This window comes from Klebsiella ornithinolytica NBRC 105727 = ATCC 31898, from assembly GCF_001598295.1.
Classification (GTDB): domain Bacteria; phylum Pseudomonadota; class Gammaproteobacteria; order Enterobacterales; family Enterobacteriaceae; genus Klebsiella; species Klebsiella ornithinolytica.
The window spans coordinates 210589-223549 of record NZ_BCYR01000003.1; the positions used below are offsets into that span (position 1 = coordinate 210589).

Annotated in this window: 14 protein-coding genes and 1 pseudogene; 7 read left to right on the forward strand and 8 right to left on the reverse strand. The window is 58.3% G+C overall.

The window, feature by feature from the left end; genetic code table 11:
* Nucleotides 1-54: 54 nt before the first annotated feature.
* The gene (locus ROR01S_RS08545) at nt 55-1245 is read right to left on the reverse strand and encodes an MFS transporter (protein ID WP_032717467.1); all 1191 of its coding nucleotides are present in this window, start codon (nt 1243-1245) and stop codon (nt 55-57) included.
* A gap of 200 nt (nt 1246-1445) precedes the next feature.
* Here ROR01S_RS08545 and ROR01S_RS08550 point away from each other — a divergent pair, with 200 nt between their 5' ends.
* The 4 genes and pseudogenes from ROR01S_RS08550 to ROR01S_RS08565 all read left to right on the forward strand — a co-directional run bounded on the left by ROR01S_RS08550 (nt 1446) and on the right by ROR01S_RS08565 (nt 4057).
* Nucleotides 1446-1892, forward strand: a complete 447-nt coding sequence (locus tag ROR01S_RS08550; protein WP_064359324.1) for a VOC family protein — start codon at nt 1446-1448, stop codon at nt 1890-1892.
* The gene (locus ROR01S_RS08555; RefSeq protein WP_004862134.1) at nt 1889-2434 is read left to right on the forward strand and encodes a GNAT family N-acetyltransferase; all 546 of its coding nucleotides are present in this window, start codon (nt 1889-1891) and stop codon (nt 2432-2434) included. The genes ROR01S_RS08550 and ROR01S_RS08555 overlap by 4 nt, the downstream gene beginning before the upstream one ends.
* Before the next feature lie 12 nt (nt 2435-2446).
* Nucleotides 2447-2623 (forward strand): annotated as a pseudogene (locus tag ROR01S_RS08560) (LysE family translocator); the annotation flags it as partial.
* Nucleotides 2624-2959: 336 nt separating this feature from the next.
* The gene (locus tag ROR01S_RS08565; RefSeq protein ID WP_417664402.1) at nt 2960-4057 is read left to right on the forward strand and encodes a YbfB/YjiJ family MFS transporter; all 1098 of its coding nucleotides are present in this window, start codon (nt 2960-2962) and stop codon (nt 4055-4057) included.
* Here the strand turns inward: ROR01S_RS08565 and ROR01S_RS08570 are convergent.
* Nucleotides 4054-4896: a LysR family transcriptional regulator gene (locus ROR01S_RS08570; protein WP_015584306.1), complete on the reverse strand. Its 843-nt coding sequence runs from the start codon at nt 4894-4896 to the stop codon at nt 4054-4056. The genes ROR01S_RS08565 and ROR01S_RS08570 overlap by 4 nt on opposite strands.
* Nucleotides 4897-4963: 67 nt before the next feature.
* Here ROR01S_RS08570 and ROR01S_RS08575 point away from each other — a divergent pair, with 67 nt between their 5' ends.
* Nucleotides 4964-6064 carry an NAD(P)H-dependent flavin oxidoreductase gene (locus ROR01S_RS08575; protein WP_255265541.1) on the forward strand — a complete coding sequence of 367 codons (1101 nt, stop codon included), beginning with the start codon at nt 4964-4966 and terminating at the stop codon, nt 6062-6064.
* 26 nt (nt 6065-6090) lie between these two features.
* On the opposite strand, the gene ROR01S_RS08580 is transcribed toward ROR01S_RS08575, so the two are convergent.
* Genes ROR01S_RS08580 through ROR01S_RS08595 form a run of 4 tightly spaced genes read right to left on the reverse strand, consistent with a single transcriptional unit; the run spans nt 6091 to nt 9393 of the window.
* A complete protein-coding gene (locus ROR01S_RS08580) occupies nt 6091-6750 on the reverse strand; it encodes a methionine ABC transporter permease (RefSeq protein ID WP_160873165.1) in 660 nt (219 codons plus the stop codon).
* Nucleotides 6747-7538: a methionine ABC transporter ATP-binding protein gene (locus ROR01S_RS08585; RefSeq protein ID WP_073972282.1), complete on the reverse strand. Its 792-nt coding sequence runs from the start codon at nt 7536-7538 to the stop codon at nt 6747-6749. The genes ROR01S_RS08580 and ROR01S_RS08585 overlap by 4 nt, the downstream gene beginning before the upstream one ends.
* Entirely contained in the window at nt 7535-8341 is an 807-nt protein-coding gene (locus ROR01S_RS08590) for a MetQ/NlpA family ABC transporter substrate-binding protein (RefSeq protein ID WP_064359327.1), read from the reverse strand. Before ROR01S_RS08590 ends, ROR01S_RS08585 begins: the two co-directional genes overlap by 4 nt.
* 23 nt (nt 8342-8364) lie before the next feature.
* Nucleotides 8365-9393 (reverse strand): isopenicillin N synthase family dioxygenase, encoded by a 1029-nt coding sequence (locus tag ROR01S_RS08595; RefSeq protein WP_004862120.1) that lies wholly within the window; start codon nt 9391-9393, stop codon nt 8365-8367.
* Between the two features lie 285 nt (nt 9394-9678).
* On the opposite strand from ROR01S_RS08595, the gene ROR01S_RS08600 reads away from it, so the two are divergent.
* A complete protein-coding gene (locus tag ROR01S_RS08600) occupies nt 9679-9960 on the forward strand; it encodes a VF530 family protein (protein WP_004862116.1) in 282 nt (93 codons plus the stop codon).
* Nucleotides 9961-9977: 17 nt separating this feature from the next.
* Here the strand turns inward: ROR01S_RS08600 and ROR01S_RS08605 are convergent, their stop codons facing one another.
* Nucleotides 9978-10925 (reverse strand): AraC family transcriptional regulator, encoded by a 948-nt coding sequence (locus ROR01S_RS08605; RefSeq protein ID WP_004862114.1) that lies wholly within the window; start codon nt 10923-10925, stop codon nt 9978-9980.
* 108 nt (nt 10926-11033) lie between these two features.
* On the opposite strand from ROR01S_RS08605, the gene ROR01S_RS08610 reads away from it, so the two are divergent.
* Nucleotides 11034-12233, forward strand: coding sequence for an MFS transporter (locus tag ROR01S_RS08610; protein ID WP_064359328.1), 1200 nt, complete (start codon nt 11034-11036; stop codon nt 12231-12233).
* A gap of 12 nt (nt 12234-12245) precedes the next feature.
* Here ROR01S_RS08610 and ROR01S_RS08615 read toward each other — a convergent pair whose 3' ends face one another.
* Nucleotides 12246-12725, reverse strand: coding sequence for a GNAT family N-acetyltransferase (locus ROR01S_RS08615; RefSeq protein WP_004862110.1), 480 nt, complete (start codon nt 12723-12725; stop codon nt 12246-12248).
* Between the last annotated feature and the right edge of the window lie 236 nt (nt 12726-12961).

Sequence of the window (12961 nt, forward strand, 5' to 3'; positions counted from 1 at the left end):
TATTGATTAGTTTTTTACCGGCTCCGGTAACCTGCGGCTACCGGAGACCGTCGCTCATACGTGGCGCAAAGCGGCGCGTTGCTGCAGGTGGACACGAAAAACCAGCAGGAATGCCAGCACGACGACCACCGCGGCCAGCAGATAAATTGTATCCAGTGCATAATAGCCGGCGACCCAGCCAGCCAGCGGACCGGTCAAACCCAGCGCTAAATCGAGAAAGGCCGAATAGGTCCCCAGCGCCGTCCCCTGGTTTTGTTCTTCAACCTGTCTGACCGCCTCCACGCCCAGCGCCGGGAAAACCAAAGAGAAACCGCTGCCGGTCAGCAGTGCGCCGAGGCCGGCTATCCATGCGGAAGGCGCGAGCCAGATAATCATCAGCCCGAGACACTCGACCACGAAGCAGACCAGAGAGACGCGGACGCCGCCATAGCGGGTAATTACATTGCCTGCGACCAGGCGAACACAGATAAACCCGGCGCTGAACAGGGAGAGGGTAAATGCCGCGCCTTGCCAGCGATGCGCGGAAAAGTAGAGCGTGATGAAGGTCGCGATGACCCCGAATCCGACGGTTCCCAGGGCCAGGCCCAGGCCATAAGGCCAGATCTTGCGCACCACCACGTGGAACGGCGCCCGGATACCGGCGGTGACGCTGACATCCTGGCGCGTACGGGCAAAGAGCAGGCCAATCACCGCCACCAGAACGACCACCGCGGCAAAACCGCTGATACCAAAGACGCTGTTGAGCATCACGCCGAGTGGCGCGCCTACCGCCATCGCCACATAGGTGGCCACGCCATTCCACGAAATCACTCGCGAAGTATGGATCGCCCCCACGGTTTTAATTCCCCACAGCGTTGCTCCCGTCGCGGTAAAGCTTTCACCGACGCCGAGGAAAATACGCCCAATCAACAAAGCGCTAATCGCCAGCACCGGCACCGATTGCAGCGCCACAGCAACCAGTGTGAACAGACCGCTCAACAGGCAGCAGACGATCCCAAGACTGACGACCTTTTTCGGCCCCCAGATATCCGTATAGCGTCCGGCGTGCGGCCGACTGAACAGCGTCGAAATGTACTGCAGGCTGATAACAACACCGGCAATGAGCGTACTGTATCCCAGCTGGTAATGGATATATCCCGGCAACACGGCAAGCGGCAGGCCGATGGAGAGATAGCAGATACAGGTGAAAACGACGATCGAGATAATGCGCAGATTAAGCTGAGTATTACTGACTGAAGAGGTCATAACATCATGGTATTTCAAACGAAGGTGTGAGCAGCATAGCGCAGACCCGGTCATTCGGACGAGCACAGGATGCGTTTTTCCGCTGTTTTAGCCAAACCCACCAAAATTAGCGTTGGGACAAGACGAATCTGTGCAAGTCTGCGTATTCAATGTATAAATTTTCTACTGGCTCTATTCTGTGTTCACCGTCAGGAGGGAAGATGACAAAAGATTTCACCGATATCGCCGTGCTGTTTGTCGCGGGATTTGGCCCCATCACGCAAAACACCGCGCTGAGCCATGCCTTTTATGGCGAGATGTTAGGTTTACCGTTGAAACGGATGGCGGGTAACGATGACTATCTGCTGACCGAGCAGGATGCGCTGGCGGGAGTGAAACATTTTGCCCTCTGGCCGCTGGCCCAGGCGGCGTTCTCCTGCTTTGGCAGTGAAGAGTGGCCGGCAGATCTGCCCGTTCCCCAGGCGTGGATTGAATTTGAAGTGCGCGATATTCAGGCCGCCACCGACGTACTGATGGCCAAAGGATACCAACTGCTGATAGCCAACCGGGAAGAACCATGGGGTCAGACCGTCACCCGACTGCTCAGCCCGGAAGGGCTGCTGACGGGCGTCACAATTACGCCATGGCTCCGCGAGGAGGCTCCGTGAAAGCGCCACTCTTAACCACCGACAGGCTGCGGCTGGTCCCGCTGGTCAAAGACGACGCGCCGCAGATTCAGGCGGTGTTTCCGCAATGGGAAATCGTGCGCCATCTGGCGGCCAGTTTTCCGTGGCCGTTCCCGGACGACGGCGCGTCTCGCTATGTGAACACGATTGCCTTACCGGCTGCCGAAAAGGGGAGCGGCTGGTTCTGGACGATTCGCCGCCAGGCCGACCCGGAGCAGCTTATCGGCCTGATTACGCTCTCCGACCAGGCGGATAACAATCGCGGCTTCTGGCTGGATCCGGCCTGGCAGCGTCAGGGGTTAATGACCGAAGCCTGCCGCTGTGTGACCGATTTCTGGTTTAACACTCTCCATCGGGAGGTGCTGCGCGCGCCTAAAGCCCGCGACAACGATGGATCGAGGAAAATATCGATGAACAGCGGCATGCGCCTGATTCGCGTAGAGAAACAGCAGTTTACCGCGGGCATGCTGGATGCAGAATTGTGGGAAATCACCCGGGAGGAGTGGAACCGCCTGGTGCGCTGAAGCACGATGCGGCTCGTGACCAACATCCTGAAATGGTGTGGGGCAGCCTACTTATGCTGGCCAGGCTTTCAGCTTCTGCTTCGTCCACGTCAGGCCTTCGATACGCGCCAGTCTACCGCGCCTTCTACCAGCAACTGGTTTTTAAAAGGAGTGCTCGGGAACGTATTAAATCCGAAAATGGGGGTATTTATGCTCTTTGCGGCCAGACTGGCGCTCAGTTACCGCTAACCGTTACGGGGGCTGCAAGCCCCCCGCATTATTTATCCGTCGCATTGACCACCACACTTCGTTGTTCAGCGAAGCATCTTCATCGGGCTCCTCTACACTGGCAGCAGTGGTCGGCCTGCGCTCCGCGTTTTCTGCTGGTCGGCCTGTTTATTACCACGACACCAAGAGAACAGTAGAAACGTCATTCTCTTATTGAGATTTTCAGCGGCGAGGTAGCGAGTGAACAGGACGAAACAGCGGCCGGAACGTCAGGCTTTGTGGCTGGCGCTGGCCGGTGCAGTGGTGCTGATTATCGGCATGGGATACGGGCGTTTTGCCTATACCGGAATTCTCCCGGTAATGCTGAATGAGCAGATTCTATCGCTGCAGCAGGGGAATCTGGCAGCGTCGGTCAACTACGCGGGTTATCTGATCGGGGCGCTGCTGCTGTCGAAAGCCCGACCGGCTGACAGCACCCGCCTGACTCTCGCTTCGGTGGCATGCACGTTAGTGTGCCTGGCGCTACTGGCGTGGGTGAGTTCGCCCTCGGGGATCATACTTATCCGCGGACTGGCGGGGGTGCTGAGTGCGGTGACGATGATCGCCGCCTCGCTATGGCTGCTCCAGCATATGCAACACCATCACGGTGCGCCGGTACTCTTTTCCGGCGTTGGAATGGGGATCTTTTTATCCGCCGAAGGTATTTCGCTGGCGAAACATGCGGCGCTCTCCAGCCCACAAATCTGGCTTATCTGCGCCGCGAGCGCGACGATCCTCTTTTTACTGGTCGTGCGCCTGCTGCTGACGCCGGCCCATGAGGTGCAGACCTGGCCGCCGCAGTCGCCGGCTTTAACAGCGACGGATGGACAAACCGCCGATGCCTGGCGATTGCTGGCGATATATGGTTTTTCTGGCTTTGGTTACATCATTACCGCGACCTACCTGCCGCTGTTTTTATCCGCTTCGCTGGCGCAGATCGATCCCGTGCAACTCTGGGCGCTGTTTGGTCTCGCGGCGGTCCCTTCATGCTTTATCTGGCACAAACTGGTGATCAAACTGGGCTTCCGCCGGGCGCTGACCGCCAATCTGCTGATACAGGCGGCGGGCGTGGTACTGCCGGCTCTCAGCCAGACGCTCCTCGCTTGCCTGCTCAGCGCGCTGCTGGTCGGTTTTACCTTTATGGGCACCGTTACCATTGCGCTCCCGGAAGCCAGAAGGCTGAATCAGCGGGTAAAATTCAATATGATCGCGGCGATGACGGCCACTTATGGTATCGGACAGATTATCGGGCCATTTGTCGCCGGGACGCTGCATAACCTGACGGGATCGTTTAATCCCTCATTGCTTGCGGCGGCAGCGTCTCTGTGTCTGGCGGCAGGGCTGGTTGCGGTCAGGTCAGCGCGCGCGCATCCTTAAAATTGGATGCCCGCCGTCAGCAGTTGCCGCATTTCACTGAGCGCAGGGGACATAGATTCCCGGCGCCAGATGAGCTGAGTCTGTACCTGCTTAAGCGGCTGAATCTGGCAGTTGTCTGGCAGGGGCAGGATATCTATTACGCTTTGCGGCAGGATACCGCGATAACCACCGGACGCAATGCAGGCGATCATGGCGTGGTACGACCCCACATCCTGAATCTCGACATGCGCATCGGAGGCGAAAAACGCTTCCGCGATCGCCCGATAGCTGCAGCCCCTGGGAAAAGCGGCAAGTCTGATATCAGCCGGCCCCTCTGGACTCACCAGCATCAGCTGCTCGTCAAAAACGGGGATCGCGTCGATGTCCGTCGGGCGGACAAGCTCACCTTCGGCGGTAACCGGCAGACTCACCAGCGCGCAGTCGAGGGCGGCACGCTGTACCAGATCGGTCAACTGCTGCGTAGGCTGGGTGTGCAACGTCAGTTCGACCTGCGGACAGATGGCGCGGAACCGTGGAAGGAGGTGAATAAGCCGGCTCGCGGCTGTCGCTTCCATCGCCCCCAGGCGCAGGCGCCCGGCGGGGTTTGTCGGGTGCAGCGCCTGTTTCGCCTCTTCGCCAAGGCTCAGTATTCTTAGCGCATAATCGAGGAACTGCTTGCCGGCAGAGGAGAGCACCATTTTTTTATTGCCCCGCACGAACAGCTCGACATCAAGCTCTTCTTCCAGCTGCTGGATGCGCGTGGTGATGTTTGATTGCACACGGCCCAGCTTCTTGGCTGCCCGGGTAATGCTTTGCTCTTCCGCGACAATTTTAAAGATCAGTAACGTGGCGTGGTTCATATTTTTCTTCTAAATATGGAAATGATATTGATCTTAACATCTCAAAAAGAGATGTTAAGCATTCAGCATCACACATTCAAACAGGGTGACCATGAGCAACCGCTTTACGCAGAGACTGGATATTGCCTATCCCATCATACAGGCGCCGATGGCCGGGGTCTCAACCCCAGAGCTGGCTGCCGCGGTGAGTAACAGCGGCGGGCTCGGCTCGCTGGGGCTGGGGGCCGCGACCGTTTTCCAGGCCGAAGCGCTGATTGCGCGTACTCGTCATCTGACCACGCAGCCCGTCAATGTCAATCTGTTTTGCCATGCGCCGGCGCGCCGGGACCCGCACACGGAAGCAAGGTGGACCGCGCTGTTGCGTCCGCTATTCGCTCGTTTCGGCGCGCAACCGCCCGAGACGCTGACGGAAATCTATCAAAGTTTCCTTGTGAATCAGCCCATGGCCGAGCTGCTACTTGACCTGGCGCCAGAGGTGGTCAGTTTCCACTTTGGCGTGGCGGATAAGACACTCATTCGCCGGCTGAAGGAAAAAGGTGTGCTGATCATGGCCAGCGCCACCAGCGTAGACGAGGCACAGCGGGTCGTCGCCCAGGGCGTCGATGTGGTGATTGCGCAGGGGTATGAGGCCGGAGGTCATCGCGGGATCTTCGATCCTCGCGGCGACGATCGGCAAATGAGTACCTTGACGCTGGTCCAGGCGCTAAAGCGGACGGTGTCGATACCGGTTATTGCCGCCGGGGGGATCATGGACGGTGCCGGGATCCGCAGCATGATGCATCTGGGCGCAGAAGGGGTTCAGCTGGGGACCGCGTTCCTGCTCTGCCCGGAATCGGCTACCGACGCCGGATATCGCCAGGCGCTGAGCGGTGAACCAACGCCAGAAACCGTGATGACTGCGGCGATTTCCGGTCGCCCGGCGCGCTGCATTGACAATGCATTTTGTGAAACCGGCCGACGCAATCCCGACGTTATGCCCCCGGACTACCCGCTAGCCTACGACGCGGGAAAAGCGCTGGCGGCAGCGGCGAAAGCGCAGGGCGAATGGGGATTTGGGGCACATTGGGCAGGACAGGGGGTCGGGATGATCCGGGCGTTGCCGGCAGCGGAGCTGATGCAAACGCTGATCCGGGAGGGCGGATTTTCCACTCAGCCGTCGCGGCGGTGATGGCGACCTGCCGCGACGGCTGATGTTTAACGACGGTGGGCCAGTCGGCGGACCAGGCTGTCGCCCGCCATCTGCACGCCCTGCACCAGGGCCACCAGAATCAGCACCGTGCCGACCATCACTTCATTATTAAAGCGCTGATAGCCATAGCGAATCGCCAAATCGCCCAGCCCGCCGCCGCCGATCACGCCGGCCATTGACGAGAAGCCAATCAACATCACGATAGTCAGCGTGACGCCAGCCAGCAGGGTTGGCAATGCTTCCGGCAGTAGCGATTTAAAAATTACATGCCAGACCGTGCCGCCCATCGACAAAATGGCTTCAATACGTCCGTAATCCACTTCATCGAGCGCGTTTTCCGTCAGCCGGGCGAAAAAAGGGAAGGCGCCAATCGTTACCGGCACCACCGCCGCCGTGCTCCCGAGCGTCGTACCGATAATCAGCCGGGTAAACGGGATCAGGGCGATCAGCAGCACGATAAACGGCAGCGAGCGACCAAAGTTAATCACTGCCCCCAGCAGCGCGTTGAGTTTCGGCATCGGCAGCAACCCGTTTTTACGCGAAATAAACAGCACCACGCCAACAGGAAGGCCGAGCAGAACGGTAAATACCGCCGCCAGCCCCACCATATACACCGTCTCCAGCGTCCCGTCCCACAGCAGCGGCCAAAGGTCATCCCAGCTCATGCGACTGTGCATAATGGCCTCCGCTGATAACCATGACGAGCAAGAAAATCGCGTTCCGACTGCGGATCGTGCAGCAATGACTGACGCAGCTTCGACCACGGCGCCACCAGCAGTTCGGCGATACTGCCGCTTTCGACGATTTCGCCATTTTCCAGCAGCGCGGCGTGGTCGCACAGGGTTTTGACCACCTCCAGTTCATGGGTGATCAGCACAATCGTCAGATTCAGACGCTGATTAATATCTGCGAGCAATGCCAGCACCGAGGCGGTGGTCTCGGGATCCAGGGCGCTGGTCGCCTCGTCGCACAGCAGGACGTCCGGCCTTGACGCCAGCGCTCTTGCAATACCCACGCGCTGTTTTTGCCCGCCCGATAGCTGGGAAGGGAACGCGTGGGCTTTATCGCTAAGCCCGACCAGCTCAAGCAACTCCGCGACTCGCATCTGACGCGCCGTTTTGGTCATGCCGGCAATTTCCAACGGCACAGCGATATTGTCGGCGACGTTACGTGCGTGCAGCAGGTTAAAATGTTGAAAGATCATCCCGGTACGCAGGCGATAAGCGCGCAGCGCGGCTTTATCCATCTGCGTAATATCCTGTCCGTTCACAATAATGCGGCCCGATGTGGGCCGCTCCAGCAGATTCAGACAGCGGATCAGCGTACTTTTTCCCGCGCCGCTGCGTCCGAGGATGCCGTAAATCGCGCCCTTCGGGACCTGCAGCGACACATTGTTCAGCGCCGGTCGGCCTGTTCCGGCGTAGGTTTTACTCAGCCCGATCGCTTCAATCATGATTTCGGGATAACCGGAATAACCGAGCCGTTATAGCGTTGACGGATAAATTCAGCCACCTGCGGCGAAGTCAGGTCTTTCGCCAGCTGTTTGATGCGCGGATCGCTTGCCAGGGAGGGATTGGTGACCAGAATGTTGGCGTAAGGGTTATGGCTGGCGCTCTCAAGGCCAAGCGCGTCTTTTGCCGGCGTCAGCCCGGCTTCCAGCGCATAGTTACCGTTGATCACGGCCAGATCGACATCGTCCAGAGAGCGCGGGATCTGCGGCGATTCAATTTCGAGAATCTTCAGATGCTTCGGGTTTTCCACAATATCTTTGGGCGTCGCCAGCGTCGTGGCCGGGTCGGTGAAGGAGGAGGCCAGTTTGATCAGTCCCTGGCTTTGCAACAGGAACAGGGCACGGCTCAGGTTGGTGGTGTTATTGGGCACGGCGACGGTGGCATTTTCCGGCAGTGAAGCAAAGTCTTTGTGCTTGCGCGAATAGATACCCAAAGGCTCAATATGAACCGTGGCGGCGACGGCGAAGGTCTTGCCCAGCGCCTTTTCCTGATCCTTCAAATAGGGTACGTGCTGGAAATAGTTTGCATCCACGTCGCCGTTTGCCAGCAGTTCATTGGCATTTACGCCGCTGGTCAGTTCGACCACCTTCAAATCCAGGCTCGGATCGATTTTCTTGATGTAGTTAAGGATCTCCGCATGCGGAACCGGGTCAGCCGCTACGCGTAAGGCGGCGGCCTGCGCTGATGTCCAGGCGAAAGAGAGAGACAGAGCAACCCCTGCCAGTTTAAAAGCGGCAATTTTCATGGTGTTTTCCTTTATTGTTATCTTTAAACGATTGGTTGCCCGGCCGGTTCGCGAAACACATCCTGGTAGTAGCGTTCAGCCACATCCGGGTGTGAGCGCAGGCGGCCCTTCAGGTAATTCCAGCCCACTTCGCGCAGCAGCGGGTTTTGCGGATCGCTGTCCGGTCCGAGCGCTTCCTGCGCCAGTTCCGGCGGCAGGGTGAAGACCGGAACGGTGGCATCCAGCTGCGCACCGAGGAAAAATGCGATAGAGAGACGCTCCTGGTGTACCGGCGGAGACACCACCCGATGGACGGTGGCACGCAGGTAGCCATTGGTGGCCAGCTCCAGCAGTTCGCCAATATTGACGACAAAACTGCCGGCCAGCGGAGTCGCATCGATCCATTGCCCGGGGGCAACTTCTACCTGCAGACCCTTTTGCTCATCCTGAAGCAGGAAGCTGAGGAACCCGGAGTCTTTATGCGCGCCGACGCCCTGGTGGCTTTGCGTCTCATGCTGACCGGGATAGCGGATCAGTTTGATATGCTCGTTGGGTTTATTGCCATACAAGGTCTCAAAGGCGTCATCAGGTAGCGCCAGCGCTTCAGCAAAGGCGCGCAACAGGGTTGTGCCGACCTCGGTCATGGCGCGCTGCCAGCTGAGCAGCGTGGGTTTCAACGTCGGTAGCGCTTCCGGCCACAGGTTAGGCCCCTGCAGACGCTGCCAGCGCGGCGCATCGTCATCCAGACGCAGCGCCGGACGCTCGGCGCCAATATCAAACTGTTCTCGCCAGTCTGGCTGTCCGCGGGTCAGCTCGGATGCGGCGCGGTTATAGCCGCGAAAGTGTGGGGAATGAATCATCGCAACCGGCTGTTTTTGCTCATCAGGCAGGGCAAAAAAGCGGCGGGATTGCTGCTGGACAGCTTTTTGCAGGGCATCGTCGACGCCATGATTGATCAGATAAAAGAAGCCGATCTCGCGGGCCGCATGGCGAAGGTCGGCCAGAAAAGCCGTTTTTTCAGCAGGATCGGCGTAGCGAGCAAGATCGAGAATCGGCAAAGTCGTTGCGTTCATTGTGTGCTCCGAAGACGGCATTCAGGGAGTTGCGTTTATTCATATTCAGGGTTCGGGGACAACAACAGCGCATGGTGATTTCCTCATTCTGTGGGGTGAACACAGCTTGCCTCAACGGAAAATAATCAACCAATAACCTTCTTTTCTAATTTATGACCGGGCGGGGTTCTGTGCTTTTGCGAATAATGGATAAAGACGTCGCGAACCTGCTTTCTGCCTTGCGCAGGGGCGGTGTAGCCAGTATGGTGTGCGACATTTATCAGATATTCAGGATTCAACATCGCAATGCAGCCTTCTAAAGATCCTCTTCATGGCATCACCCTTGAGGCTTTACTGAACGCCCTGGTGGCGAAGTATGGCTGGGCCGAGCTGGCAAAACGGATCAATATCAACTGTTTTAAGAGCGACCCGAGCATCAAATCGAGCCTCAAATTTTTACGTCGAACGCCGTGGGCGCGTAAAGAGGTTGAAGACCTTTATATCGACTCTCTCGGCGATTCAACCTCCACCGCGACGCCGCTGTCGGCGGAAAGCCCGTGGGCGAACTGGCAGAATAAAAAAGAGTAGGGCGTAAGCGCGAAGCGTTACAGCACCGTCTCGCCACGGAGCGCCCCTGGCGCCTTGCCGGTGATGCGCTTAAAGGCCCGGCTGAAGGCGGCTAACGAACTGTATCCCAGGCGGAAGGCGACCTTTTCCAGCGTCTGACCTTCATCCGAAATATACTGCACGGCCAGACGCATCCGCAGTTCCGTGAGATAACGCGCGGGTGTGGTACCGGTGGCGGCGAGGAAACGTTCCGCAAAAACGGAACGTGAGGTCCCGGCTTCGCGCGCAAGCTCTTCGACTTTCCAGTTGACGCCAGGCTGCTGATGCATCGCGTAGATAGCTCTGGCAAGTTTGGGATCGCGCAGGACCTGTACCCAGCCGTTTGCGTTACCGCAACCGCACGCCACCCAGCCGCGAACAATCAGCGCCGCCACCACATCGGCAAGTCGCGCCAGAATACCGGCATAGCCCGCCTGTCGAGTGAGGCTTTCGCGTTCCATGGCCGCCAGCATCGGCTGGATTTCCGGGCGGCTGGTCAGAAGGCTGCTGACCAGCATCACTTCGGGCATCGCTTTAACCAGAGGCTGCATGCCGCCCAGCTCAAAGTCCATACAAGCGCTGAAGATAATGGCGCTGCCGCTTTCCGCGTCGTCGCACGCGTTTTTGACACAGCTTACCGAGTCACAAACCGGTTCGCTGGGAAGTCTGGAGACGTTGACTACCGATGCCTGGTCATCAGAGAGCAGCACGTGGCCATCGCCGTTGGGAATAAACAGCGCATCGCCGCTTTGCAACATTAAGCGCTGACCGCTGACCATGCGCAGCAGTACCGGTCCCCGGCTGATAAAGTGAAACTGCGCTTTACCGGGTACAAAGCCGAACTCGACGCCGAAAGGACGGGAGGTTTCGATGCGCCGATAGTTGACGCCGGAAAGGCGCATGCCGCGCAGTAGTTCGCTGGTGAGATCGAGGGCTTGCTGAGTCATAACATCATTCCCGGACGAATTATCAATAATCACAGAGTATTTATCATAGATCGTCCTGACGGAACCTCCTAACCTTAACGAAATGTTAATTGTTCTGGAGAGATGTTTATGAGTTCCTGCATTGCAACTGAAGAGAGGCTGGCCACCGCCAGGCCCGCATGGCGCGCCGTGTATGCACTGGCATTGGGCGTTTTCGGCCTGATTGTTGCAGAGTTTCTTCCCGCCAGCCTGTTAACACCGATGGCAGCCAGCCTTGGGGTCAGCGAAGGGATGGCGGGGCAGGCGGTGACCGCGACGGCTCTGGTGGCGCTGGCGACCGGATTGCTGATCACCCCCGCCACTAAAAATATCGACCGCCGCTGGGTACTGATGTTCATTTCTGTCCTGCAGATCGTCTCCAGCCTGATGGTGGCTTTCGCCACCTCGCTCGAGTTTCTGCTGCTGGGACGCCTGCTGCTGGGGATAGCGATCGGCGGATTCTGGTCGATGTCGACCGCCACGGCGATGCGTCTGGTGCCTGCCGCGTTCGTGCCGAAAGCGCTGGCGGTGATCTTCTCCGCCGTGTCGATAGCGACCGTGGTAGCGGCGCCGCTGGGCAGCTATCTTGGCGGCCTGATCGGCTGGCGCAGCGTCTTTATTCTCTGTACCGTCCCGAGCGTTCTGGCGCTGCTGTGGCAACTGTGGGTACTGCCCTCAATGCGCCCGGAAAGCGTCGGCAGCTTTGCTACGCTGTTTAAGGTTCTGCGTCGTCCCGGCATGGTTGGCGGGATGCTGGCGACCATTTTAATCTTCAGCGGACATTTTGCCTTTTTCACCTATCTGCGGCCGTTTCTGGAGACCGTCGCCCAGGCCAGCGTCGAAGGGGTCTCTCTGATTCTGCTGGGATTTGGGGTGGCGAACTTTATCGGGACCTCTATTGCCGGGCATCTGCTGAGCCGTAGCCTGCGTTTGACGCTGGCGCTGGTTCCTCTGGCCATGAGCGTGCTGGCGCTGATGATGGTGACCTTCGGCCACATCGCGCTTCTCGACGGACTGCTGGTCGCCATGTGGGGCTTTGCTTTCGGTCTGGTGCCGGTAGGCTGGTCAACCTGGCTGGCGACGACGGTACCGGATGAAGCGGAAAGCGCGGGCGGGCTGCTGGTTGCCTCTATTCAGCTGGCGATTGGCGCCGGCGCGGCCGGCGGCGGGGCGGTGTTTGACCTCAATGGCGCCAGCGGCGTCTTTACCGGCAGCGGTTTACTCCTGCTGACCGCCATGATTATTGTTTTTGCCGGCGTACGGGTGAAATCCCCGGCCAGCGAAGAGTAGATCCGCGCCGCGTCAACGATGCGCCTGCGGGCGCATTTTTTTCGCCTGCTGTTGCGGCCAGGCCGCTTTGCGTTCCAGCAGGTGATACGTTCCCTCGTCGCTTTTCCCTTCGCCAAGCGTGACAAAGCCGCTGGCGGCATAAAACGCCAGCGCCTTGTGATTGCGCGTCAGGCACTTCAGCCGATAGCCGTGTTCTTGCCAGCCGGGTAATGCCTGCAGCAGCATTTTGCCCACTCCGCATCCCTGACGGGCGGGAGCGACATGCAAATGGTGAATAAAGTGGTCTGGCATCCAGACGGCAATGAAACCGGCCAGCTCTCCCTGAGGATCATGCGCCAGCCAGATCGTTTCCCCTTCAGTCTGCTTTTCCAGATCGGTTAAGCGAAAATCGGTGACGTTCAGCCACGTAAACGTATGACACCGCGATAAAAGAAACAGCCGCTGTAATGCTGGCCAGTCATGACGGGTTGCCTGACGAACTGAAATAGTCAATCTCACTCCTTTCTCTTTTCCCTGCCTGAACCCGGAACATCCCCGGCGGCGACACAATTATAGCGAATCTCCCTTTCTAGCTGCACACCAGGCGAACAAAAACCGCCCTTCAGCGGTGCAGCGCAACGCCTGGCTGAACATACGGCGGCCGATGACTTCAAGAAGACATTGATAAATAACAAATAAATAACGTGGCATGGTTAATGCTTAGCACTGTAAGTATTGGGATGCGCAGG

Bases quoted from the DNA above. Each gene is read 5' to 3' on its own strand.
- ROR01S_RS08545 (WP_032717467.1), bottom strand. From the start codon at position 1,245: ATGACCTCTTCAGTCAGTAATACTCAGCTTAATCTGCGCATTATCTCG.
- ROR01S_RS08550 (WP_064359324.1), top strand. From the start codon at position 1,446: ATGACAAAAGATTTCACCGATATCGCCGTGCTGTTTGTCGCGGGATTT.
- ROR01S_RS08565 (WP_417664402.1), top strand. From the start codon at position 2,960: ATGGGATACGGGCGTTTTGCCTATACCGGAATTCTCCCGGTAATGCTG.
- ROR01S_RS08570 (WP_015584306.1), bottom strand. From the start codon at position 4,896: ATGAACCACGCCACGTTACTGATCTTTAAAATTGTCGCGGAAGAGCAA.
- ROR01S_RS08580 (WP_160873165.1), bottom strand. From the start codon at position 6,750: ATGAGCTGGGATGACCTTTGGCCGCTGCTGTGGGACGGGACGCTGGAG.
- ROR01S_RS08585 (WP_073972282.1), bottom strand. From the start codon at position 7,538: ATGATTGAAGCGATCGGGCTGAGTAAAACCTACGCCGGAACAGGCCGA.
- ROR01S_RS08590 (WP_064359327.1), bottom strand. From the start codon at position 8,341: ATGAAAATTGCCGCTTTTAAACTGGCAGGGGTTGCTCTGTCTCTCTCT.
- ROR01S_RS08595 (WP_004862120.1), bottom strand. From the start codon at position 9,393: ATGAACGCAACGACTTTGCCGATTCTCGATCTTGCTCGCTACGCCGAT.
- ROR01S_RS08600 (WP_004862116.1), top strand. From the start codon at position 9,679: ATGCAGCCTTCTAAAGATCCTCTTCATGGCATCACCCTTGAGGCTTTA.
- ROR01S_RS08605 (WP_004862114.1), bottom strand. From the start codon at position 10,925: ATGACTCAGCAAGCCCTCGATCTCACCAGCGAACTACTGCGCGGCATG.
- ROR01S_RS08610 (WP_064359328.1), top strand. From the start codon at position 11,034: ATGAGTTCCTGCATTGCAACTGAAGAGAGGCTGGCCACCGCCAGGCCC.